22 protein-coding genes are annotated in these 24,168 nt (G+C 56.7%); 16 read left to right on the forward strand and 6 right to left on the reverse strand.

Translation table 11 applies throughout. The annotated features are described in order from the left end of the window. Positions 1-11: 11 nt before the first annotated feature. The 3 genes from EDF82_RS23485 to msrA form a co-directional block, all read right to left on the reverse strand. Positions 12-1,247, reverse strand: a complete 1,236-nt coding sequence (locus tag EDF82_RS23485) for an oligosaccharide MFS transporter (protein ID WP_123757874.1) — start codon at positions 1,245-1,247, stop codon at positions 12-14. A 197-nt stretch (positions 1,248-1,444) separates the two neighbouring features. Next, a complete protein-coding gene (locus EDF82_RS23490; protein ID WP_123757875.1) occupies positions 1,445-2,788 on the reverse strand; it encodes a hemolysin family protein in 1,344 nt (447 codons plus the stop codon). 172 nt (positions 2,789-2,960) lie between these two features. After that, positions 2,961-3,599, reverse strand: coding sequence for a peptide-methionine (S)-S-oxide reductase MsrA (gene msrA / locus EDF82_RS23495; RefSeq protein ID WP_123757876.1), 639 nt, complete (start codon positions 3,597-3,599; stop codon positions 2,961-2,963). Between the two features lie 210 nt (positions 3,600-3,809). Here msrA and tamA point away from each other — a divergent pair, with 210 nt between their 5' ends. From tamA to EDF82_RS23510, 3 genes are read left to right on the forward strand one after another with little or no spacing between them, the layout of a single operon-like run. Continuing rightward, positions 3,810-5,543 (forward strand): autotransporter assembly complex protein TamA, encoded by a 1,734-nt coding sequence (gene tamA, locus EDF82_RS23500; protein WP_123757877.1) that lies wholly within the window; start codon positions 3,810-3,812, stop codon positions 5,541-5,543. Beyond that, complete coding sequence (gene tamB, locus EDF82_RS23505) at positions 5,540-9,316, forward strand: autotransporter assembly complex protein TamB (protein ID WP_123757878.1); 3,777 nt, start codon at positions 5,540-5,542, stop codon at positions 9,314-9,316. The genes tamA and tamB overlap by 4 nt, the downstream gene beginning before the upstream one ends. A 2-nt stretch (positions 9,317-9,318) precedes the next feature. Further along, the gene (locus EDF82_RS23510; protein ID WP_123757879.1) at positions 9,319-9,663 is read left to right on the forward strand and encodes a gamma-glutamylcyclotransferase; all 345 of its coding nucleotides are present in this window, start codon (positions 9,319-9,321) and stop codon (positions 9,661-9,663) included. A 128-nt stretch (positions 9,664-9,791) separates the two neighbouring features. On the opposite strand, the gene ppa is transcribed toward EDF82_RS23510, so the two are convergent. Further along, positions 9,792-10,319, reverse strand: coding sequence for an inorganic diphosphatase (gene ppa / locus EDF82_RS23515; protein WP_123757880.1), 528 nt, complete (start codon positions 10,317-10,319; stop codon positions 9,792-9,794). 403 nt (positions 10,320-10,722) lie between these two features. On the opposite strand from ppa, the gene ytfQ reads away from it, so the two are divergent. The 4 genes from ytfQ to yjfF all read left to right on the forward strand — a co-directional run bounded on the left by ytfQ (position 10,723) and on the right by yjfF (position 15,385). Beyond that, positions 10,723-11,679: a galactofuranose ABC transporter, galactofuranose-binding protein YtfQ gene (ytfQ, locus tag EDF82_RS23520; RefSeq protein WP_123757881.1), complete on the forward strand. Its 957-nt coding sequence runs from the start codon at positions 10,723-10,725 to the stop codon at positions 11,677-11,679. 182 nt (positions 11,680-11,861) lie between these two features. Beyond that, positions 11,862-13,364 (forward strand): galactofuranose ABC transporter, ATP-binding protein YtfR, encoded by a 1,503-nt coding sequence (gene ytfR / locus EDF82_RS23525; RefSeq protein ID WP_123757882.1) that lies wholly within the window; start codon positions 11,862-11,864, stop codon positions 13,362-13,364. Positions 13,365-13,374: 10 nt separating this feature from the next. Further along, positions 13,375-14,400 (forward strand): galactofuranose ABC transporter, ATP-binding protein YtfT, encoded by a 1,026-nt coding sequence (ytfT, locus tag EDF82_RS23530; RefSeq protein WP_123757883.1) that lies wholly within the window; start codon positions 13,375-13,377, stop codon positions 14,398-14,400. Further along, positions 14,387-15,385: a galactofuranose ABC transporter, permease protein YjfF gene (gene yjfF / locus EDF82_RS23535; protein WP_123757884.1), complete on the forward strand. Its 999-nt coding sequence runs from the start codon at positions 14,387-14,389 to the stop codon at positions 15,383-15,385. The genes ytfT and yjfF overlap by 14 nt, the downstream gene beginning before the upstream one ends. Positions 15,386-15,424: 39 nt before the next feature. Here the strand turns inward: yjfF and fbp are convergent, their stop codons facing one another. Continuing rightward, positions 15,425-16,423, reverse strand: a complete 999-nt coding sequence (fbp, locus tag EDF82_RS23540; RefSeq protein WP_123757885.1) for a class 1 fructose-bisphosphatase — start codon at positions 16,421-16,423, stop codon at positions 15,425-15,427. 175 nt (positions 16,424-16,598) lie between these two features. On the opposite strand from fbp, the gene mpl reads away from it, so the two are divergent. Both mpl and EDF82_RS23550 read left to right on the forward strand, forming a co-directional pair. Beyond that, the gene (mpl, locus tag EDF82_RS23545) at positions 16,599-17,972 is read left to right on the forward strand and encodes a UDP-N-acetylmuramate:L-alanyl-gamma-D-glutamyl-meso-diaminopimelate ligase (protein WP_123757886.1); all 1,374 of its coding nucleotides are present in this window, start codon (positions 16,599-16,601) and stop codon (positions 17,970-17,972) included. 73 nt (positions 17,973-18,045) lie between these two features. After that, positions 18,046-18,588: a GNAT family N-acetyltransferase gene (locus tag EDF82_RS23550; protein ID WP_123757887.1), complete on the forward strand. Its 543-nt coding sequence runs from the start codon at positions 18,046-18,048 to the stop codon at positions 18,586-18,588. Positions 18,589-18,883: 295 nt separating this feature from the next. Here EDF82_RS23550 and yjgA read toward each other — a convergent pair whose 3' ends face one another. Next, positions 18,884-19,435, reverse strand: coding sequence for a ribosome biogenesis factor YjgA (gene yjgA, locus EDF82_RS23555; RefSeq protein WP_123757888.1), 552 nt, complete (start codon positions 19,433-19,435; stop codon positions 18,884-18,886). Between the two features lie 95 nt (positions 19,436-19,530). Here yjgA and pmbA point away from each other — a divergent pair, with 95 nt between their 5' ends. The 7 genes from pmbA to EDF82_RS23590 all read left to right on the forward strand — a co-directional run bounded on the left by pmbA (position 19,531) and on the right by EDF82_RS23590 (position 24,149). Then, positions 19,531-20,883, forward strand: a complete 1,353-nt coding sequence (gene pmbA / locus EDF82_RS23560; protein WP_123757889.1) for a metalloprotease PmbA — start codon at positions 19,531-19,533, stop codon at positions 20,881-20,883. Between the two features lie 111 nt (positions 20,884-20,994). Further along, positions 20,995-21,384 (forward strand): cytochrome b562, encoded by a 390-nt coding sequence (gene cybC, locus EDF82_RS23565; protein WP_123757890.1) that lies wholly within the window; start codon positions 20,995-20,997, stop codon positions 21,382-21,384. Positions 21,385-21,684: 300 nt separating this feature from the next. Then, positions 21,685-22,023 carry a glycine dehydrogenase gene (locus EDF82_RS23570; protein ID WP_123757891.1) on the forward strand — a complete coding sequence of 113 codons (339 nt, stop codon included), beginning with the start codon at positions 21,685-21,687 and terminating at the stop codon, positions 22,021-22,023. 10 nt (positions 22,024-22,033) lie between these two features. Beyond that, complete coding sequence (locus EDF82_RS23575) at positions 22,034-22,396, forward strand: SFCGS family glycine-rich protein (RefSeq protein WP_123757892.1); 363 nt, start codon at positions 22,034-22,036, stop codon at positions 22,394-22,396. Between the two features lie 2 nt (positions 22,397-22,398). After that, entirely contained in the window at positions 22,399-22,698 is a 300-nt protein-coding gene (locus tag EDF82_RS23580; protein WP_123757893.1) for a DUF4312 family protein, read from the forward strand. Positions 22,699-22,719: 21 nt separating this feature from the next. Further along, the gene (locus tag EDF82_RS23585; protein ID WP_123757894.1) at positions 22,720-23,496 is read left to right on the forward strand and encodes a DUF4311 domain-containing protein; all 777 of its coding nucleotides are present in this window, start codon (positions 22,720-22,722) and stop codon (positions 23,494-23,496) included. Between the two features lie 11 nt (positions 23,497-23,507). Next, positions 23,508-24,149, forward strand: coding sequence for a DUF4310 family protein (locus EDF82_RS23590; protein ID WP_123757895.1), 642 nt, complete (start codon positions 23,508-23,510; stop codon positions 24,147-24,149). The last annotated feature ends 19 nt before the right edge of the window (positions 24,150-24,168 follow it).

Raw genomic sequence — 24,168 nt, forward strand, 5'->3', positions numbered from 1 at the left:
ACCTCCTTGAATTAATGAGCGGGCGCCGGTGGTTGCGGAGCAAAAATGCGCGCGTTGTTCAGCGTAATGGCCGAGATAAGGGTGAAGCACAGGGCAATGCTGCCCAGTACGATATAGCTGCTGGTAAACCCCATGCTCTGGTACATATGGCCGATACCGGTGGAAAGAAAAATAGAACTAAAGCTTTTCGAAAACTGGAATCCGATTAAATAAACCGTGGCGGAAAGCAGTGGGTTGAAGTTGGCGGTGATATATTTTAATGCGGCAACCAGTAATACCGAACTTTCAAAGCCGTGGAGCAGTTTAATCAGACTGATGGAGACCGGGCCAACGGCCCAGGCCGAACCAATGATGCGCAGGCTCATGATCATCCCGCAATACAGCAGGGCGTTTTTCGGGCCAATTTTATTGACAAACCACGGTGCAAAAAACATCACCACCGCATCAAGGAAAATCTGCCCGGTGGTTAAATAGCCAAAGACTTCCGCACCGCGTGCTTTACTCTCAAAGAAGTGGCTGTAATAGATAGCGAACTGCTGGTCGTAGGTTTCATACACCGCACCGACCCCAATCATGTAGATGGCGAAGAACCAGAACTTCTTCATCTTCAGCAACGAGGTGGCGTCCTGCAGGGTAACCGGCGTGGCTTTTCCTGATGACATTGCGCCTTGTGCACGGGGGCTGATCTGCATTTTCCAGACAATCACCAGCAGGCACACCCCGGCGCCGCTCGCCAGCCAGAAAATCATATTCTGATCGATACCGTAGAGCTTACCGGCGGCAAAGGTGCCGATAGCGGCGCCAATGCCACCAAACATCCTGGCACGGCCAAATTCAAAGCCTGAGGCGCGACTGACCTTATCAATATAGGCTTCGCAAATGCCGCAGCCGGCACCGTAGGCCATACCGATATAGATACCGCCAGCCAGTGCTCCGAGAAAGACGTTAACTTTTAATAATGGCGCGAAGACGTAAATCCAGTAAGGGGCGAACAAGGTAATAATAATAGCCAGCATCCACATCAGGTTCTTCCGATAGACTAATTTATCGGAAACAAACCCAAATAACGGCTGGACGCAAACGGCAATAATAGCGGTAAAGGAATATACGAGACCGACGTCGGTGTAATTGATGCCGATGGTTTCTGTCAGCCATAATGATAAATAGGGATAACAGCATCCCCAGCCAATAAAGAAAAAGAGAAAGAACAGACAGCTGATATAGTAATTTTTATTTGCTTCTATCATGGTAACCCTCGTTTCCTGAGAACCGGAATATGATTGTAGAGACGCGAGCAAAGTTACCTTTTTGCGTAAAGGGGAGTCATGAACGTTTCGCTATGGAGTAGTAAAAATCTGCTATCGGTTGAGTGGCGTGAGCCGCTTCACATTCGGCAAATAAAAAAGGCAGAGAGAGTCTCTGCCTTTGGTGTTGGGGATGGGGGTTATGCGGGTTCTTTTTCGCTATCCGTGGATTCGGTCTGCTTCGGGACCAGCACCGTCGGTTTGTTGTCGATCCGCGTCACCAGCAGCTGGTCGATTCGGTAGTTGTCGATATCCACCACCTCGAACTTATAGCCGGAGAACTTCACCGCATCGGTGCGTTTTGGGATCTTGCGCAGCATATACATCATAAAGCCGCCGATGGTTTCATAATTACCGGACTGCGGGAACTCGTCGATATCCAGTACGCGCATCACGTCATCGATCGGCGTGCCGCCGTCAATCAGCCATGAGTTCTCGTCGCGCGCGACAATCTGCTCTTCCAGCCCCTGGCCGACCAGATCGCCCATCAGGGTGGTCATGACGTCATTCAGGGTGATAATCCCCACCACTAACGCGTACTCGTTCATGATCACCGCGAAGTCTTCACCCGCCGTTTTAAAGCTTTCCAGCGCCTCTGACAGCGTCAGGGTATCCGGAACAATCAGCGTATTGCGGATCTGCACGCCGCCGGTCAGCACCAGGCTCTGGTTTGCCAGCACGCGGTTGAGCAGGTCTTTTGAGTCAACGTAGCCGATGATATGGTCGATATCTTCGTTACAGACCAGAAACTTGGAGTGCGGATGTTCCGCCACCTTGCTCTTCAGGCTCTGCTCATCTTCGTGCAGATCGAACCAGATAATATTTTCGCGCGAGGTCATGGAGGACGGAACGGTACGGGATTCCAGCTCGAACACGTTCTCAATCAGTTCATGCTCCTGCTTACGCAGCACGCCGGCCAGCGCGCCGGCTTCGACCACCGCGTAAATATCGTCGGAAGTAATATCGTCCTTGCGCACCATCGGTATTTTAAACAGGCGGAAGATATTGTTGGCCATGCCGTTGAACATCCACACCAGCGGGCGGAACACCATCAGGCAGAAGCGCATCGGGTTGATGATGCGCAAAGCTACCGCTTCTGGCGCAATCATACCGATGCGTTTCGGAGTCAGGTCAGCAAACAGGATGAACAGGCTGGTGACCAGAGTAAAGGAGATAATAAAGCTGAGCTGATCGGACAGTTCCGGCGACATGTAGCGGCTTAACAGGCTGTTGAAAGCCGGTGAAAATGCTGCATCGCCGACGATACCGCCGAGAATGGCCACCGCGTTCAGGCCAATTTGCACGACGGTGAAAAACATCCCAGGGTTTTCCTGCATTTTGAGAACGCGCTGCGCGTTCACATTGCCATCATCGGCCAGCAGTTTGAGTTTGATTTTACGTGAGGCGGCCAGTGAGATTTCCGATATCGAAAAAAATGCACTGACGGCAATCAGACAAAGTATTACTAAAATACTGTTTAACATAGTTTATCTAGCCGTTGGGGCCAGATCCTCGGAAGGGAAGTTGATAACGCTAATGTGGCATACATAAAAAACCGGTCCGAAGGCGCTGGACCGGCTATAACACAGGGTAGTATAGCGTAAGCTACTGTAAAGCCGCCAGAGCGTTAATTACTCACCTTAGCGATTCACCGTTTCAGGCCTGCGGAGGCAGACAAACGCCAATCCCGCCAAGGCCGCAGTAGCCGTACGGATTTTTGTGCAGGTACTGCTGGTGGTCATCCTCGGCATAGTAAAACGGCTTCGCTGAGGCAATTTCGGTGGTGATGGTACGAGTATCGTTGGCGTCGCGCATCGCCGCCTGGAAGCTGGCCAGACTGGCCCTGGCCGCCTGATCCTGCTCCGGAGTCAGCGTATAGATCGCCGAGCGGTACTGGGTGCCATGGTCGTTACCCTGCTGCATCCCTTGCGCCGGGTCGTGATTTTCCCAGAACACCTGCAACAGCTGCGCGTAGCTGATGACCTGCGGATCGTAAACGATACGTACCGCTTCGGCATGGCCGGTGTCACCCGAACAGACTTCACGATAGGTTGGATTCGGCGTGTAGCCGCCGGTATAGCCTGCGGCGGTGCTGTAAACGCCTGGCTGCTGCCAGAACAAGCGTTCAACGCCCCAGAAACAGCCCATCGCGAACAGCGCAACGTCCATCCCGTCAGGGACATTGGTCATCGAGTGGCCATTAACGGCGTGGAGTGTTGCCACCGGCATGGGCGTGTTGCGTCCTGGCAGCGCATCCGCCTGGGCGACAAGATGCGTTTTATCAAATAGACTCACGGTTGGCCTCTCAAAAACATAAGTTGTGGTTAAGGTTGTAACGAAGCGTGTCTTTTTACACAATAAACGCGCTCGATACGTCTAGATTTATATATAAGAATTATTTGGGTTCGCGTCACTTTTTCAACCCTAAGTTGTTGGGGTTTTGTTAAGCCGTGGAACGGCGCTTTCGTTTCCTGCGGGGGGAAACAAGGGAATTCAGGAGAAAACGTGCTACAAATCCGCCAGTTATGTGTCACCAGCCTTTTGCTGGTCAGCGGGGTCGCTAGCGCCGCGAGCGTGCGTTTGCAGGTTGAGGGGTTGTCCGGAGAGCTGGAAAAAAACGTCCGAGCTCAACTTTCTACGATCCAGAGCGATGAAGTTACGCCGGATCGTCGATTCCGCGCGCGCGTGGATGATGCGATTCGCGAAGGGTTGAAAGCCCTGGGCTACTACGAACCAACCATCGACTTCGATCTCCGTCCGCCACCGAAAAGTGGCCGGCAGGTGCTGATTGCGAAGGTCACACCCGGTGAACCCGTGCGCATTGGCGGCACGGAGGTGATTCTGCGCGGCGGAGCGCGTACTGACCGTGACTATCTGGATTTGCTAAAAACGCGTCCGGCGATTGGCACCGTGCTTAACCAGGGCGATTATGACGGTTTCAAAAGCTCCCTGACCCGCGTTGCGCTGCGTAAAGGCTACTTCGACAGCGAATTCAATAAAAGCCAGCTTGGCATCGCGCTCGGTCGTCACCAGGCGTTCTGGGATATCGACTACAACAGCGGCGAGCGCTATCGTTTTGGCGACGTGACGTTCAGCGGGTCGCAAATTCGCGATGAATATCTGCAAAACCTGGTGCCCTTCAAGGAAGGGGATTACTACACCTCTGAAGATCTGGCGGAGCTAAACCGCCGTCTGGCGGCTACCGGCTGGTTCAGCTCGGTGGTGGTGGCGCCGGAGTTTGATAAATCACGTAAGACCAAAGTGCTGCCGTTGCACGGCGTGGTCTCGCCGCGCAAAGAGAACACCGTTGAAACCGGGGTCGGTTATTCGACGGACGTCGGGCCGCGGATCAAAGCGACCTGGAAAAAGCCATGGATGAACTCCTACGGCCATAGCCTGACCTCCAGCCTCAGCCTCTCCGCACCGGAACAGCAGCTCGATTTTAGCTACAAAGTCCCTCTGTTAAAAAACCCGCTTGAACAGTATTACCTGATGCAGGGCGGCTTTAAGCGCACGGACCTCAACGACACCAAAGCTGACTCCTCAACGCTGGCGGTATCGCGTTACTGGGAGCTCTCCAGCGGCTGGCAGCGCGCCATCAACCTGCGCTGGAGCCTCGACCACTTTACCCAGGCCAACGTCACCAACACCACGATGCTGATCTATCCTGGGGTGTCGGTAAACCGTACCCGCTCGCGCGGCGGCCTGATGCCGACCTGGGGCGACTCTCAGCGCTATTCGGTGGATTACTCCAACACCATGTGGGGCTCGGATATTAACTTCATCGTCGCGCAGGCGCAGGATGTGTGGATCCGTACGCTCTACGACCGCCACCGTTTTGTGGTGCGTGGCAACCTCGGCTGGATTGAAGCCGATGATTTCAACAAAGTCCCGCCGGACCTGCGCTTCTTCGCCGGGGGCGATCGCAGCATCCGCGGCTACAAATACAAATCGATCTCGCCAAAAGATGACGATGGCAAGTTAATCGGTGCTTCCAAGCTGGCCACCGGCTCGCTGGAGTATCAATACAACGTCAGCGGAAAATGGTGGGGCGCCGTGTTCGTCGACAGCGGCGAAGCGGTGAGCGATATCCGTAAGAGTGATTTTAAAACCGGCGCCGGCGTCGGCGTGCGCTGGCAGTCGCCGGTTGGCCCGATCAAGCTGGATATTGCCGCGCCGGTCGGCGACAAAGAAGAGCACGGTTTACAGTTTTACATCGGTCTGGGGCCTGAATTATGAGTTTATGGAAGAAGATAAGCCTCGGAGTACTGATCTTTGTGGTCCTGCTGCTGGGGACGGTGGCGTTCCTGGTGGGGACGACCAGCGGGTTGCATCTGGTGCTGAAGGCGGCGGACCGCTGGGTTCCTGGCCTGGAGATCGGCAAGGTCACCGGCGGCTGGCGTGATTTGACGCTGCAAAACGTACGCTTTGAACAACCGGGCGTGGCGGTCACCGCCGGGCAGTTCCATCTGGCGGTCAAGGTCCGGTGCCTGTGGGATAGCAGCCTGTGTGTGAATGACCTGTCGCTGCGCGATATCTATGTGGCGATCGATACCAGCAAAATGCCACCTGCTGCGCCGGTGGAAGAAGAAGACACGGGGCCGCTGAATCTCTCGACGCCGTATCCCATCACCCTGAGCCGCATTGCGCTGCAAAACGTTAACGTCAAAATTGATAACACTGCCGTGTCGGTGCGGGACTTCTCCACCGGCCTGAACTGGCAGGAGAAGAACCTGACCCTGACCCCGACCTCGTTACAGGGACTGCTGATTGCGCTGCCGAAGGTGGCGAAAGTGGCGCAGGAGCAGGTGGTTGAACCGAAGATTGAAAACCCTAAACCGGAAGAAAAACCGCTCGGCGAGACGATGAAAGATCTCTTCTCGAAGCCGGTGCTGCCGGAAATGACCGACGTACATCTGCCGCTGAACCTTAATATTCAGGAGTTCCGCGGCGAGCAGCTGCGGGTCACCGGCGATACCGACATGACCGTCTACAGCCTGCTGCTGAAAGTCAGCAGCATCGACGGGCACATGAAGCTGGACGCGCTGGATATCGACTCCGATCAGGGCAAAGTCAACGCCTCGGGCAGCGCGCAGCTGCAGGATAACTGGCCGGTCGATATCACCCTCGACAGCACGCTGAACATCGACCCGCTGAAAGGCGAGAAGGTGAAGCTGAAAGTCGGCGGCGAGGTGCGTAAAAAGCTGGACGTAGCCGTGGATTTAGCCGGCTCTGTCGCCATGACGCTGCGTGCCGACGCACAGCTGGCGGAAGCCGGGCTGCCGCTGAATATGGAGCTGAAGAGCAAGCAGCTGTACTGGCCGTTTAGCGGCGAGAAGCAGTTCCAGGCCGACGACGTCCTGCTGAAATTTAACGGCAAGATGACCGACTACACCATGGCGTTCAGCACCGCGGTGAAGGGACAATCGCTGCCGCCGGCGAAGATCACCCTCAACGCCAAAGGGAACGAACAGCAGCTGAACCTCGATAAGCTGACGGTGGCGGCGCTGGAAGGGAAAACCGAGCTGAAAGCGCTGCTGGACTGGCAGCAGGCGATCAGCTGGCGCGGCGAGCTGAAGCTTGACGGCATTAACACCGCCAAAGAGGTGCCGGACTGGCCGTCAAAACTGAACGGGATGATCAAAACCCAGGGCAGCCTGTACGGCGGTAGCTGGCAGATGTCGGTTCCGGAGCTGAAAATCACCGGTAACGTGAAGCAGAATAAGGTCGATGTCAGCGGTTCCCTGCAGGGCAACAGCTACATGCAGTGGAAAATCCCCGGTCTGCATCTGGCGCTCGGTAAGAACAGCGCCGACGTGAAGGGCGAGCTGGGGGTCAAAGAGCTGGACCTCGACGCCACCATTGATGCACCGAATCTGGATAATGCGCTGCCGGGCCTTGGCGGCACGGCGAAAGGGCTGCTGAAAGTTCGCGGTACCGTCGACGCGCCGCAGCTGCTGGCGGATATCACCGCCCGTGCGCTGCGCTGGCAGGAGCTGACGATAGCGCAGGTCAATGTGAAAGGCGATGTGAAGTCCAGCGACCAGATTGGCGGCAATCTGGATGTGCGGGTGGACCGTATCAGCCAGCCAGGAGTCAATATCAGCCTGGTGCAGCTGAACGCCAAAGGTAACGAGAAGCAACATGACCTGCAGCTGAAAGTCCAGGGTGAGCCGGTTTCCGGGCAGCTGTCGCTGGCGGGAAGTTTCGACCGCAAAGCGGAGCGCTGGAAGGGGACGCTGAGTAATACCCGCTTCCAGACCCCGGTCGGGCCGGTTTCGCTGACGCGTAACATCGCGCTGGATTATCGCAACCTTGAGCAAAAAATCAGTATCGGGCCGCACTGCTGGAGCAACCCGAATGCCGAGCTGTGCGTACCGCAAACCATCGACGCGGGAGCCAGCGGGCGGGCGGTTGTTAATCTGAACCGCTTTGACCTGGCGATGCTGAAGCCGTTTATGCCGGAGGCGACCCAGGCCAGCGGCGTGTTTAGCGGCAATGCCGATGTCAGCTGGGACACCACCAAAGAGGGGCTGCCGCAGGGCAAGATAACGCTCAACGGCCGCAACGTAAAAGTGACGCAGGTGGTCAACGACGCGCCGCTGCCGGTGGCCTTTGATACCCTGAACCTCACCGCCGACCTGCATAACAACCGCGCCGAGCTCGGCTGGCTGATTCGCCTGACCAACAACGGTCAGCTGGATGGCCAGGTCCAGATCAGCGATCCGCAGGGGCGGCGTAACCTCGGCGGGAATGTGAACATCAACAACTTCTCGCTGGCGATGATTAACCCGATCTTCTCCCGGGGAGAGAAAGCGGAAGGTAAGCTTAACGCGCACCTGCGCCTTGGTGGTAACCTGCAAAGCCCGCAGCTGTTCGGTCAGATGCAGCTGGGCGGTATCGATGTCGACGGTAACTTTATGCCGTTTGATATGCAGCCGAGCCAGCTGGCGATGAACTTCAACGGCACCAGCTCCACGCTGCAGGGCACCGTGAATACCAGACAGGGCCAGATTAGCCTGAGCGGGAATGCTGACTGGACCCAGATTGACAACTGGCGAGCGCAGATTGCGGCGAAGGGCAGCCGGGTCCGCATTACCGTGCCGCCGATGGTGCGCCTCGACGTGTCGCCTGACGTGGTCTTTACCGCCACGCCAAGCTTGTTTAGTCTGGATGGCAGCGTGGATGTACCGTGGGCGCGTATCGTCGTCAACGAGGTGCCGGAAAGCGCTGTTGGGGTCTCTTCGGACGAAGTGATGCTGAATAACGATCTGCAGCCGATTAAGCCGCAGAGCGCCGGGATCCCGATCAACAGCAATCTGACGATTCATGTTGGCAACAACGTACGCCTGGATGCCTTTGGCTTGAAAGCGCGCTTGACCGGCGATCTGAAAGTCGCTCAGGATAAACAAGGTCTGGGCCTGAACGGGCAGATCAATATTCCGGAAGGGCGCTTCCACGCCTACGGCCAGGACTTGATCGTGCGTAAAGGCGAGCTGCTGTTCTCCGGGCCGCCGGATCAGCCGTTGCTGAACATCGAAGCGATTCGTAACCCGGATGCGACGGAAGATGATGTCATAGCCGGGGTGCGGGTAACCGGTTCTGCCGATCAGCCGAAGGCAGAAATCTTCTCTGACCCGGCCATGTCGCAGCAAGAAGCGCTGTCTTACCTGCTGCGTGGCCAGGGATTGAGCAGCGATCAGGGTGACGGAGCAGCGATGACATCAATGCTTGTTGGCCTGGGGGTTGCACAAAGTGGTCAGGTTGTGGGTAAAATCGGCGAGACGTTTGGCGTAAGCAATTTGGCGTTGGATACCCAGGGGGTAGGTGACTCCTCCCAGGTCGTAGTCAGCGGCTATGTACTGCCAGGTCTGCAGGTAAAATATGGAGTCGGTATCTTTGACTCCCTGGCGACGTTGACTCTACGTTACCGTCTGATGCCTAAGCTATATATGGAAGCGGTGTCTGGCGTAGACCAGGCTCTCGATTTGCTCTATCAGTTTGAGTTTTAGCAATGCGAATATTTGTTTACGGCAGTTTACGACGCAAACAAGGCAACAGCCACTGGATGACTAACGCTCAGTGGCTGGGCGATCATAGTGTCAACGATTATCAGCTGTACAGTCTGGGCCACTATCCAGGCGCGGTGCCGGGCGAAGGCACAGTACATGGTGAAGTGTATCGTATTGACGCATCAACGCTGGCCGAACTGGACGCGCTACGCACCAAAGGCGGTGAGTACGCACGTCACTTGATCCAGACGCCTTATGGCAGTGCGTGGATGTATGTCTATCAGCGGCCCGTAGAGGGCTTTACGTTGATAGAGAGCGGTAACTGGTTAGACAGAGACCAGTATTAACAACGGCAACGCCACCTTCGGGTGGCGTTGTTTTTTTGTCGCCCGCCGCCACCCGGGAAAGCGGCCCGCGGCAGAAACAAAAACACCGCCCTGAGGCGGTGTTTTTCGCTAACCTGAGTGCGGCAGAATTACTTCTTAGCGCGCTCGAAGGAAGCAATGATTTCAGCTTTCGCTGCTTCAGCATTGTCCCAACCGTCAACCTTAACCCATTTGCCCGCTTCGAGGTCTTTGTAGTGCTCGAAGAAGTGGGTGATCTGGGCTTTCAGCAGTTCTGGCAGGTCGTTCACATCTTTGATGTGATCGTACTCTTTGCTCAGCTTGGTGTGCGGTACAGCAACCAGTTTCGCATCTTCACCAGATTCGTCGGTCATCTTCAGCACGCCAACCGGACGGCAGCGGATCACAGAGCCTGGCTCCAGCGGATACGGCGTCGGGACCAGCACGTCTACCGGGTCACCGTCCAGGGACAGGGTGTGGTTGATGTAGCCGTAGTTGCACGGATAGAACATCGCGGTGGACATGAAACGGTCAACGAACAGTGCACCGCTCTCTTTGTCGACTTCGTATTTGATAGGATCTGCATTCGCCGGGATTTCGATCACGACGTAGATATCTTCCGGCAGATCTTTACCCGCAGGTACGTTGAGTAAGCTCATGTCTGTTTCCTTTAAAATGTATGGCAAACAAGTGCCGGGTATTATAGCCAACTCACATCGAATGTCTTCGCTTCTTTTTGTTCCGCGCACCCTCCGGTTGTCTGAATTTTCCCGCAAAAAACAACCTTAAAATCCATAAACATAGCCGCATCCTGAATAAATTAATGTAACCGCTTACATTGCATCTGTTTGATTTCTCAAGATGGGAAAAATTTCTCCGCGTACGTCGGTGGCGGCGCTTTGCGCGAAGCCTTATCCGCTCTCAGCTGCCATAAACCCCGCTCTTTAACATTTAATTTACTTTTTCGAAGTGTGATGTAACGCATTCAGTTACATCACGGGTTGTCTATAGTTTGTCCGCAGATGACGATTTCACTCAACGTTACCCTACGAGGATCTTTTTATGTGGAAGCGCTTACTTCTTGTCACAGCAGTTTCCGCAGCTATGTCGTCTATGGCGATGGCTGCCCCTCTGACCGTAGGATTTTCACAGGTCGGGTCTGAATCCGGCTGGCGTGCCGCTGAAACCAACGTGGCGAAAGAGGAAGCCGCGAAACGCGGTATCACTCTGAAGATTGCCGACGGCCAGCAAAAACAGGAAAACCAGATTAAAGCCGTCCGCTCCTTTATTGCTCAGGGCGTCGACGCGATCTTTATCGCTCCGGTGGTTGCGACCGGCTGGGAGCCGGTGTTGAAAGAAGCCAAACAGGCCAAAATCCCGGTGTTCCTGCTCGACCGCTCGATTGATGTTAAAGACAAAGATCTCTACATGACCACCGTTACCGCCAATAACGTGCTGGAAGGTCAGCTGATTGGCGACTGGCTGGTGAAAACGGTCGACGGCAAACCGTGTAACGTCGTCGAGCTGCAGGGCACCGTGGGCGCGAGCGTGGCGATTGACCGTAAGAAAGGCTTTGCCGAGGCGATAGCGAAGGCGTCGAACATCAAGATTATCCGCTCGCAGTCCGGTGACTTTACCCGCAGTAAAGGTAAAGAGGTCATGGAGAGCTTTATTAAAGCGGAGAACAACGGCAAGAACATCTGCATGGTCTACGCGCACAACGATGACATGGTGATTGGCGCCATCCAGGCCATTAAAGAAGCGGGTCTGAAACCGGGCAAAGATATTCTGACCGGCTCCATCGACGGCGTACCGGATATTTATAAAGCGATGATGGCGGGCGAAGCGAATGCCAGCGTCGAGCTGACGCCAAATATGGCCGGGCCGGCGTTTGATGCACTGGAGAAATATAAAAAAGACGGCACGCTGCCTGAGAAGCTGACCATTACCAAATCGACGCTGTATCTGCCGGACACGGCGAAAGAAGAGTTAGAGAAGAAGAAAAACATGGGCTACTGAGTAGCGAAAAACAGGCCACGTTCCCGGTGACGCTCCGCTTACCGGGCGACAGGTTCACCGCCGTCGACGGATCGGGTAGCCCGGACAGGCGCGTCGCGCCGCCTCCGGGATTATCCCGATTGCTAAAGTACGGCTGAGCTCCCTCTCCTCCCAACAGGAGAGGGCAAAGGTGAGGGGAGATCATGAACGGCGAATCACATCAGGAAATCCTTCGCACGGAAGGGCTCAGCAAGTTTTTCCCCGGCGTCAAAGCGCTGGATAACGTCAATTTTAACCTACGACGCGGCGAAATCATGGCCCTGCTCGGTGAAAACGGGGCCGGTAAGTCGACGCTGATTAAAGCCCTCACCGGCGTCTACCACGCCGATCGTGGGGCGATCTGGCTGGAAGGGCAGGAAATATCGCCAAAGAATACCGCTCATGCCCAGCAGTTGGGGATCGGCACGGTCTATCAGGAAGTGAACCTGCTGCCGAACATGTCGGTGGCGGATAACCTGTTTATCGGCCGTGAACCGCGTCGTTTTGGCCTGCTGCGGCGCAAAGAGATGGAAAGGCGCGCCACCGCGCTGATGGAATCCTACGGTTTTTCCCTCGACGTGCGCGAACCCCTGAACCGCTTTTCGGTCGCGATGCAGCAAATTGTCGCCATCTGCCGGGCGATTGACCTGTCGGCGAAAGTGCTGATCCTTGATGAACCCACCGCCAGTCTGGATACCCAGGAGGTGGAGATGCTCTTCACCCTGATGCGCCAGCTGCGTGACGACGGCGTCAGCCTGATTTTCGTCACCCATTTCCTCGACCAGGTATATGCCGTCAGTGACCGGATCACCGTCCTGCGCAACGGCGGGTTTGTCGGCTGTCGGGAAACCCGCGAGCTGCCGCAGATTGAGCTGGTGAAGATGATGCTTGGCCGCGAGCTGGAGCATGATGCGTTGCACCGCGCGGGCCGCACTCTGCTTAGCGATAAGCCGGTTGCCGCCTTTGCCGGCTACGGCAAGAAGGGGGTCATCGCGCCGTTTGACCTCGAAGTTCGCCCCGGCGAAATCGTCGGCCTGGCGGGGCTGCTGGGATCCGGGCGCACCGAAACTGCCGAAGTGATCTTCGGGATTAAACCGGCGGACAGCGGGAACGCGTGGATCAAAGGTAAACCGCAGGGGCTGCGTTCGCCGCATCAGGCCTCGTGCCTGGGGATTGGTTTCTGCCCCGAAGATCGTAAAACCGACGGCATTATTGCTGCGGCTTCGGTGCGGGAAAATATCGTGCTGGCGCTGCAGGCTCAGCGCGGCTGGTTACGGCCGATCCCACGGCGTGAACAAAATGACATTGCCGAACGCTTTATTCGCCAGCTGGGGATCCGCACTCCCAGCGCGGAACAGCCGATCGAGTTTCTCTCCGGCGGCAACCAGCAGAAGGTGCTGCTTTCCCGCTGGCTGCTGACCAAACCGCAGTTCCTGATCCTCGATGAACCGACGCGCGGCATTGATGTCGGCGCGCATGCGGAGATTATTCGCCTGATTGAAACCCTGTGCGCCGATGGCCTGGCGCTGCTGGTGATCTCCTCGGAGCTGGAAGAGCTGGTGGGCTATGCCGATCGGGTGATTATTATGCGCGATCGCAAGCAGGTCGCGGAGATCCCGCTGGCGGAGCTCTCCGTCCCGGCGATCATGAACGCTATTGCGGCATAAGGAGTAACCCATGATGCCAGGATCTCTTCCCCAAACCGGCCAGCCAAAACGGCGCTTCAACTGGCCGAAAGGCATGCCACAAATTATCGCCCTGGTGCTGGTACTGGTGGTGGATAGCCTTGTGGCACCGCACTTCTTTCAGATTGTGCTGCAGGACGGGCGTCTGTTCGGCAGCCCCATTGATATTCTCAACCGCGCGGCGCCGGTGGCACTGCTGGCGATCGGCATGACGCTGGTTATCGCGACCGGCGGGATTGACCTGTCGGTGGGGGCGGTGATGGCGATTGCCGGCGCCACGGCAGCCTCGATGACCGTCGCCGGGCATGCCCTGCCGGTGGTGCTGTTGACCGCGCTGGCGGCAGGGGCGCTGGCGGGGCTATGGAACGGCATTCTGGTAGCGATCCTCAAGATCCAGCCCTTCGTGGCGACGCTGATCCTGATGGTGGCCGGGCGCGGGGTCGCGCAGTTGATCACCGCCGGGCAGATCGTCACCTTCGATTCGCCGCATCTGGCGTGGCTCGGCAGCGGCTCGCTGTTTCTGCTACCAACGCCGGTGCTGATCGCCGCCGCCACGCTGCTGCTGTTCTGGTTGTTCACCCGCAAAACGGCGCTGGGCATGTTTATCGAAGCGGTGGGGATCAACATTCGGGCAGCGAAAAACGCCGGGGTGAATACGCGGATCGTCGTGATGCTGGCCTATGTGCTGAGCGGCATCTGTGCGGCGATCGCCGGGGTGATCGTGGCGGCGGATATTCGTGGCGCCGATGCTAATAACGCCGGACTGTGGCTGGAGCTGGACGCGATCCTTGCGGTGGTGATCGGCGGCGGATCACTGATGGGCGGGCGCTTTAACCTGCTGCTGTCGGTGGTGGGCGCGTTGATCATCCAGGGAATGAATACCGGGATCCTGCTGTCGGGCTTCCCGCCGGAGATGAATCAGGTCGTCAAAGCGGTGGTGGTACTGTGCGTGTTGATCGTCCAGTCGCCGCGCTTTATCGGTTTACTTAAAGGGGTGCGCGGCCATGATAAAACGTAATTTACCGTTGATGATCACCCTGGCCGTGTTCGTGCTGGGCTACCTGTATTGCCTGACCCAGTTTCCGGGGTTTGCCTCGACGCGGGTTATCTGCAACATCCTGACCGATAACGCCTTTCTTGGCATCATTGCCGTCGGGATGACCTTTGTGATCCTCTCTGGCGGGATCGATCTCTCGGTCGGGTCGGTGATCGCATTCACCGGCGTGTTCCTGGCAAAAGCCATTGGTAGCTGGGGGATCAACCCGCTGCTGGCTTTTCCGCTGGTGCTGATGATGGGCTGCGCGTTTGGTGCCTTTATGGGGCTGCTGATCGACGCGCTAAAAATTCCGGCCTTTATCATTACCCTCGCCGGCATGTTCTTTCTGCGTGGCGTCAGCTATCTGGTGTCTGAGGAGTCGATCCCGATTAACCATCCGGTCTACGACACGCTGTCCGATCTGGCGTGGATGATCCCCGGCGGCGGGCGCCTGAGCGCGATGGGGCTGCTGATGTTGCTGGTGGTGGTGGCGGGGATATTTATGGCGCACCGTACCCGTTTCGGCAACGAGGTTTATGCCATTGGCGGCAGCGCCACCTCGGCCAATCTGATGGGCATTTCGACCCGGAGCACCACCATTCGTATTTATATGCTCTCCACCGGGCTGGCGACGCTGGCGGGGATCGTGTTCTCGGTCTACACCCAGGCCGGCTATGCGCTCGCCGGGGTCGGCGTGGAGCTGGATGCTATTGCCTCGGTGGTGATTGGCGGTACGCTGCTGAGCGGCGGCGTGGGAACGGTGCTGGGGACGTTGTTCGGGGTGGCGATTCAGGGGCTGATTCAGACCTACATTAACTTCGACGGCACGCTGAGCTCGTGGTGGACGAAAATTGCCATCGGCATTCTGCTGTTTATTTTCATCGCGCTGCAGCGCGGATTGACGGTGCTGTGGGAAAACCGCCAGAACTCTCCGGTCACGCGGGTGAGCGGGACGGCACATCGTTAGCGGAATATTCCCCTCCCGGACGGGAGGGGAAGGGATAGCTTAGGCGTCCGGGAACGCTTTGATGAGGTTCTCGACGTCTTCAACCATATGGTCGTTACCGACGAAGAAAGAACGGCGCTGGTGCAGGCTGGTCGGGACGATATCCAGAATGCGCTCTTTACCGTCGCTGGCTTTACCGCCCGCTTGCTCCGCGAGGAACGCCATCGGGTTGCATTCGTACAGCAGACGCAGCTTGCCTTCCGGGTGGCTGGCGGTGCTTGGGTACAGGTAGATGCCGCCTTTCAGCAGGTTGCGGTGGAAATCCGCTACCAGTGAACCGATATAGCGCGAGGTGTACGGACGCTGGGTGCCGGTGTCTTCTTCCTGGCAGAACTTGATGTACTTCTTCACGCCCATCGGGAACTTGATGTAGTTCCCTTCGTTAATGGAGTAAGTATTGCCTTTTTCCGGGAAGCGCATGCGCTCCTGGGAGAGGCAGAACACGCCGAGGGAAGGGTCGTAGGTGAAGGCGTGGACGCCGCAGCCGGTCGTATAGACCAGCATGGTCGAGGAGCCGTACACCACATAGCCGGCAGCGACCTGCTGGCTGCCCGGCTGCAGGAAATCTTCAACGGTGACCGGCGTACCTACCGGGGTTATGCGACGATAGATGGAGAAGATCGTCCCCACAGAGACGTTAACGTCGATGTTAGAGGAGCCATCCAGAGGGTCCATGAGCACCACGTATTTCGCGTGTTCACAACCTTCAAAGACCACGATTTCATCTTCTTCTTCGGAGGCGATCCCCGCCACGATATCGCGTGCTCGCAGTGCGGCCTTTAATTTTTCATTGGCGAACAGGTCGAGTTTTTGCTGAACCTCACCCTGGACGTTTTCAGCACCGCTGGCACCCAGGATATCGACCAGACCGGCCTTGTTGATATCGCGGTGGATGATCTTGGCGCCTAACTTTATCGCCGACAACAAAGCAGTAAGCTCGCCGGTTGCGTGGGAGAACTCGTGTTGCTTTTCGACAATAAATTCACCTAACGTTTTCATAACCCGTTCCCTGCATGTTTATGTGAAGTAAAACGAACGCAACAATCTTAACAAAGAATAAAAAAAGTTCGCACTGGTGAATCGCGCCAGCAAAAAACGGAATCGCCTGAAATGCATTTCTCTGATGCCATACATATGGGTAAAATGTGCGCCAGATGAAAAAGGGAAACGACGAATGCGCATTCATATTTTAGGTATCTGTGGCACGTTTATGGGGGGACTGGCCATGCTGGCTCGCTCCCTCGGTCATGAGGTAACGGGGTCGGATGCTAACGTCTATCCGCCAATGAGTACCCTGCTGGAAAACCAGGGGATCAATTTAATTCAAGGATATGATGCCAGCCAGCTGGAGCCTCGGCCGGATCTGGTGATCATTGGTAACGCGATGACGCGCGGTAATCCGTGCGTGGAAGCGGTGCTGGAAACCAACATTCCGTACATGTCCGGCCCGCAGTGGCTGCATGATTTCGTCCTGCGCGATCGCTGGGTTGTGGCGGTTGCCGGCACCCACGGTAAAACCACCACCGCCGGAATGGCAACGTGGATCCTCGAAGCCTGTGGCTATAAGCCAGGTTTCGTGATTGGCGGCGTACCGGGTAACTTTGACGTTTCCGCCCGTCTGGGCGACAGCCCGTTCTTTGTTATCGAAGCGGATGAGTACGACTGCGCCTTCTTCGATAAACGCTCCAAATTCGTTCATTACTGCCCGCGCACGCTGATCCTCAATAACCTTGAGTTCGATCACGCGGATATCTTTGACGACCTGAAGGCTATCCAGAAGCAGTTCCACCATCTGGTGCGCATCGTGCCGGGTCAGGGCAAAATTATCCTGCCGGAAAACGACATCAATCTGAAACAGACTATGGCGATGGGCTGCTGGAGCGAGCAAGAGCTGGTGGGCGAACAGGGCCACTGGCAGGCGAAGAAGCTGAATGCCGATGCGTCACAGTGGGAAGTCTGGCTCGACGGTGAGAAAGCCGGGGAAGTGAAGTGGGATCTGGTGGGCGAACACAACATGCATAACGGTCTGATGGCGATTGCCGCGGCTCGTCATGTTGGCGTGTTGCCGGCCGATGCGGCCCAGGCGCTGGGCGGCTTTATCAACGCCCGCCGTCGTCTTGAACTGCGCGGTGAAGCCAACGGCGTCACCGTGTATGACGATTTTGCCCATCACCCGACGGCGATTCTGGCTACCCTGCAGGCGCTGCGCGGTAAAGTCGGTGGCACCGCGCGGATCCTCGCCGTGCTGGAACCGCGCTCCAACACCATGAAAATGGGCGTCTGCAAAGACGATCTGGCGCCGTCCCTGGGGCGCGCCGATGAAGTGTTCCTGCTGCAGCCTCAGCATATTCCGTGGCAGGTTGCGGAAGTGGCGGAAGCCTGCGTCCAGCCGGCGCACTGGAGCGCCGATGTCGATGTGCTGGCCGATATGGTGGTCAAAACCGCACATCCGGGCGACCACATTCTGGTGATGAGCAACGGCGGCTTCGGCGGCATTCATCAGAAGCTGCTGGATAAGCTGGCAAGCAAGGCTGCGGCGGCAGAATAACCGCCACACGCGCCTCTCTCTGCCCTCCTTGTGAGGGCAGATTTCTTTTTGTGCCTCAGGAATGGATGCCCTTATGCTCATATCGCGACACATCACCGCGACCGACTCGCCGCACTTTCCTGCTGTGGATGCCCTGTATGCCAGGGCGTTTCCGTGGCATGAGCAGCGGGAACCGGCGGCCAGGCAGCAGGCGCTGTGCGATCCGCACTACGCGCTGGAAGCATGGTTTGATGGGGACGTGTTTATCGGCCTGAGCGGCTGCTGGCAGTTTGCTGGCTACTGCTATATTGAACATCTGGCGATTGACGCTACGCTGCGCTCTCGTGGCTACGGCAAGCGCTTGTTGGCTGACATTCTCAAGCGTGCGCCGCTGACCATTCTGGAAATCGATCCGTTAACCACGGAGATTGCCCGTCGGCGTCTGCGTTTTTATGAAACGATGGGTTTTCATGCTAACCGCTGGCCGCATTGTCATCCGACCTATCATGCGGGGCTGGCCGATCATGAATTGCTGGTGCTGAGCTACCCGCAGGCGATCGATGCCGGGCAATATCAGCGTTTCGCGCAGGATTTACACCAGCAGGTGATGGCCGGAGTGGGCATACAGAAACCGTAGCCCCGATAAGGCGCAGGGCGTCGCTATCCAGGGCATTCCCCCGGTGGCGCTGCGCTGACCGGGCTACAGGTACTACGGGTACGGTGCGGGAGGTTCCCCGGTGGCGCTGCGCTGACCGGGCTACAGGTACTACAGGTACGGTGCGGGATGTTCCCCGATGGCGCTACGCTGACCGGGCTACAGATACTCCAGGTACTACCGGTATGGTGCGGGATGGTAGCCCGGATAAGGCGCAGGGCGCCGCCATCCGGGGCATTCCCCGGCCGCACGATGTGACCGGGGTGGCGGAAAGGGATTAGTTTTCGCCTTCGGCCAGCTCACGCAGATACTGGAAGATCAGGCGCGCGGATTTTGGCGGCTTGTTGCCTTCTTTCTCTTTCTTCGCGTTACGGATCAGCGAGCGCAGCTGCTGACGGTCGGCGTCAGGCCACAGATTCAATACTTCCGGTACCGCGTCATCGCCTTCGGCAATCAGACGGTCGCGAATCATCTCCAGCTTATGGAACAGCGCAACCTGTTGGTTGTGGCGGTTCTTCAGCTTATCTAACGCCTGGCGAATCGGATCGACATCGCGGCTGCGCAGCATTTTACCAATCAGCTGCATCTGGCGGCGGCGACCTTCTTTCTTGATACGTTGGGCGAGTTCAATGGCGTCACGCAGGTCGGTATCGAGCGGGATCTTATCCAGCGCGTTCTTCCCAAGCTCTACCATTTCGGCGCCAAGACGCTTTAGTTCTTCCGCGTCACGTTTAATTTCACTTTTACTGACCCAGATAATTTCATCGTCTTCATCTTCGACGTCATCACCGGGAACGTCGTCGAGCCAGTCATCGGGCTGCTTTGTCATCTCAGGCTCCTTAAAAAAAGAGGCTAATGTTACCAGTTAAGGCGCGCACTGAAAAACGGTTCTCTGTTAGACTTCAATTAACTCCTTCCTACATTATGGCATTAGCGATGAAAGTCATCTCTCAAGTTGCACAACAGCGCAAGGCGCTGGAAGAGGCCGTGACCACGGCGCTGGAACTGGCGGCAGGCAAATCAGACGGCGCGGAAGTCTCCGTCAGCAAAACCACCGGCATCAGTGTCAGCACCCGCTACGGCGAGGTGGAGAACGTCGAATTTAACAGCGATGGTGCGTTAGGCATCACCGTTTATCATCAGAACCGCAAGGGCAGCGCCTCCTCCACCGACCTCAGCCCGCAGGCCATTGCCCGCACGGTGCAGGCGGCACTGGATATCGCCCGCTACACCTCACCGGATCCGTTTGCAGGTGTGGCAGATAAAGCCCTGCTGGCCTTTGACGCCCCGGATCTCGACCTGTTCCACCCGGCGGAAGTGACCCCGGATCAGGCGATTGAGCTGGCCTCTCGTGCTGAACAAGTGGCGCTGCAGGCCGACAAACGCATCACCAATACCGAAGGCGGCAGCTTCAACAGCCACTACGGCATTAAGGTATTCGGCAACAGCCACGGCATGTTGCAGAGCTACTGCTCAACCCGTCATTCGCTCTCCAGCTGCGTGATCGCCGAAGAGAACGGTGACATGGAGCGCGATTACGCCTACACCATCGGCCGCGCGATTGAAGATTTGCAGACGCCGGAGTGGGTCGGTGACGAGTGCGCCCGTCGGACGTTGTCGCGCCTGGCGCCGCGCAAGCTTTCGACCATGAAAGCACCGGTGATTTTTGCCAACGAAGTGGCTACCGGGCTGTTTGGTCACCTCGTCGGCGCAATTGCCGGCGGCGCGGTCTATCGCAAATCGACCTTCCTGCTGGACTCTCTCGGTCAGCAGATCCTGCCGGAGTGGCTGACCATTGAAGAGCACCCACATCTGCTGAAAGGCCTGGCCTCCACGCCGTTTGACAGCGAAGGCGTGCGAACGGAACGCCGCGACATCATTAAAGATGGCGTGCTGACCCAGTGGCTGCTGACCAACTACTCGGCGCGTAAGCTGGGCATGACCAGCACCGGACACGCGGGCGGCATCCACAACTGGCGGATCAACGGCCGCGGCCTGAGTTTTGAAAAGTTGCTTAAAGAGATGGGCACCGGACTTGTCGTTACCGAATTGATGGGGCAGGGTGTCAGTGGCGTGACCGGTGATTATTCACGCGGCGCATCCGGTTTCTGGGTTGAGAACGGTGAAATTCAGTATCCGGTCAGTGAAATCACCATTGCAGGAAATCTGAAAGATATGTGGCGTAATATCGTGACCGTCGGTGACGATATCGAAACCCGCAGCAATATCCAGTGTGGTTCCGTGCTGCTGCCAGAGATGAAAATCGCCGGGCAGTAACGGTGTGATATACCGGATCATTCAAGATGCAGCTTGAAGTAGAACGGGTATAGAAGGGCGCCCATGAGGCGCCTTTTCCTTGTGCTTAAATAATAAAAAAGGAAGTGAGCAATGCGTAAAAAACTGTTAGCAATGCTGGCTGTCTCAGCGCTGGCGATGAGCTCCGTGTCGGCGTTCGCGGCGGACCTGGGCGAAGATATGGATACCCTTGCAGAAAACCTGCAGGTGGTGCAGAAAACCTCCGATGCTGGCGAACTGAAAGCCGCGCTGACCAAAATGCGCACTGCTGCCGTCGATGCGAAGCAAGACACGCCGCCGAAGCTGGAAGGTAAAGCCGCGGACAGCGCCGAAATGAACGATTACCGCCACGGTCTGGATATCCTGATTGGCCAGATCGACGGTGCGCTGAAGCTGGCGAACGAAGGGAAGGTGAAAGAGGCGCAGGCCGCCGCGGAAGAGTTTAAAACGACCCGCAACACCTACCATAAGAAGTACCGCTAAGTTCTGTTTCAGGAGGCATCCATCGATGTCTCCTGCACCTCTCTCGCTGTAAAACCCCATCGACCTCACACTTTTCCCTTTTTCTTTTATGGTTATCCCGGCCGCCGCTGCTTGTCGCGCTGGAATTTTCTTGTGATAGCCATCACGTGATTTCGCCGAAAACGCGCCGATAAGGGCAATTTTGTGCAATCGATCACGCTCTCCGTCCGCCTTTCCACTTCGAAGTGGAAAACAACTCGCTACAAACTCCAGCCCCTCGGCGCTAGTTTTATCCCCAGAGACATCAACGGGGTAACACAAGTGAATAACGGAGCGGTAATAAACGACGTAGGGGAGCAGGCGACGCAAACTGAGCTGCTGGCTGAGAAGATGCTGCAGCAGGTTTATGCACTGTTAAGTCGTCGCAATATCATCCCCAACGCCGTCCAGGAGCAGATGCTGACTTCCCACGTCCGGGCAATGGCCCACCGGTCGATTAGCGGCGAGCCGCTGCCGGAAGTGGATGCCAGTCTGTTTGAAGAGATTTCAGAAGATTCAATGATGCTTGCTCGCGAAGTGGTCGCGGAATTTGGCAACCTGCCAGAAGAAGAGTCCTGGCTGCTGTCAGTCCACTTCGAAGTCGCAAAAGACAACCTGTAAGGAGTAAAAAATGGAACAAATTACTATCGTAATCGGCGATCGTCTGGGAAAAGGACAAAAAGTCGCTGCAGGTGCAGAAAAAGCCGGCGCACGTGCCGTGGTGGTTCCGGGCGTTGCTGCGGATATGAAGCTGGGTGACGTGATGAAAGCCGAGAATGCCACCTTTGGCATCTCCTTCTGCGGCAGCGGTGGCGCAGGGGCGATTACCGCGCAAAACAAGCATGGCTATAAAGCGAAATATGGCATGCGTTCCGTGGATGAAGGCGTGACCGCCATCAACGAAGGCTACAACGTACTGGGTTTCGGCTTTATGGATAAAGAAGAGCTGGGCGAGCGCCTGGTAGAAGCCTGGAAAAAGAAATACGGCGCGTGAGCATGAAAGAACAATTCACCACCACGGTGAGCGTCAAGGGCAAAGGCGAAAGCAAAACGCGCGCCTTTGCCGATGCCCTGAACCATGTACAAGCAGCGGTGATGGGCACCTCACCGCAGATCTTACTGCGTATTGAGCCACAGGATGTGAAGGTTGTTCATGCGCGTGAAGCGGTGCGTAAAGAAGCATTTCTGTTCTTCTTTTTGCGCCGTGAACGACGGACCTACAGCGTGGAGCTGGAGGTCACCGTCACCGTGACGGCCATTAATGTTGATCAAGTGGATTTTGTCACGCAAACCTGAAACTCATCATAGGGTTAAACTATGTTCCTGATAATTTTAATAAAATCGCTCATTATCGGCGGCCTGGTCGGCGTCGGTGTGGGCGCCGGAGCGGCACGCATGTTTCATGCGCCTACCACGCAGGGGATGGGGGCGTTTCGTACCTTGGGCGAGCTGAATTCCTGTGAGGGCGATCCGGCTTCCCATTTCTCCTTTGGTCTGGGCTTCTTCTTTAACGCCTGGGCATCGTCCGTCGCAGCGGGTGCTTTCACCCAGGACGTTGACCACCGCATTATCCCGCACTGGGGCGCCTCAGCCCTGATGCTCAAAAATCGCAACGTGGCAGAAACTCTGCACGATCCGAAGAAAATGGCCATTGCCTGCGGCTTTATCGGCATGGTGGTGGTGGCATTCCTTAACTCCACGGCCTCCGCAGTACCGGAAGCGTTACAGGTTACGGCGGTAAAAGTGCTGGTGCCTGCGGCCAACCTGCTGGTGAACATCATCATGCCGGTTATCTTCTGGTTAGCCGCAATCGATGCCGGTAAGAAATCAGGCTTCTGGGCCACTATTTTCGGCGGCGCCGCGCAACTGATTATGGGTAACGCCGTACCGGGTCTGGTACTGGGCATTCTGATCGGTAAAGGCGTTGAAGACGCCGGCTGGAACCGCGTCACCAAAATCATGATGACGGCCATTATCGCCCTGTTCGTGCTGAGTGGCTTCTTCCGTGGATTCGACATGAAGATGATTGAGTCCTTCCACATGACCGTGCCGAACTGGCTGGATCTGCTGCATAGCGCGCTGAGCGGCAAATAAGGGGATAACGCATGGAACAGAATAAAGGTTTTTGGTACGCGGATTGGTCATTCCCGATCTTTGTCGGCCTGCTCTCTTCCGGCGTGTTCGCCGGGACCCACATGTACTACCTCTACGGTATCGGCGCGTTTAACGAAGTCGCCTTCGTGGCGATGCTGAAATCCGGGATCGACACCGGCGTGTACGGTGCGGTGGCGGCGTTTGGCGCGAGCTTCCTGTTCGCTCGTATCATCGAAGGTTCGCTGGTCGGTATTCTTGATATCGGCGGGGCGATCCAGACCGGGGTCGGCCTCGGCGTGCCGGCGCTGCTGCTGGGCGCGGGTATTATTTTCCCGGTAGCGAACTTCGCCGCTTCCCTGGCAACCGGCCTGATTATCGGCCTGGCGATTGGCTACATCATCATCCTGGCGCGTAAGTTCACGGTTAACCAGAGCAACTCGACCTACGGCGCCGACGTCATGATGGGCGCGGGTAACGCCTCTGGCCGCTTCCTCGGGCCGTTGATTATCCTCAGCGCGATGACCGCCTCTATTCCTATCGGCATCGGTTCTCTGCTCGGGGCGCTGCTGTTTTACATCTGGCAGAAGCCGATTACCGGCGGCGCGATCCTCGGGGCGATGATTTTAGGTTCCATCTTCCCGGTTGCGCTTTGATATTCACGGGCGCTCAGGC

Origin of the sequence: Klebsiella sp. BIGb0399, assembly GCF_003752615.1 — a bacterium.
Lineage (GTDB): Bacteria > Pseudomonadota > Gammaproteobacteria > Enterobacterales > Enterobacteriaceae > Klebsiella > Klebsiella lignicola.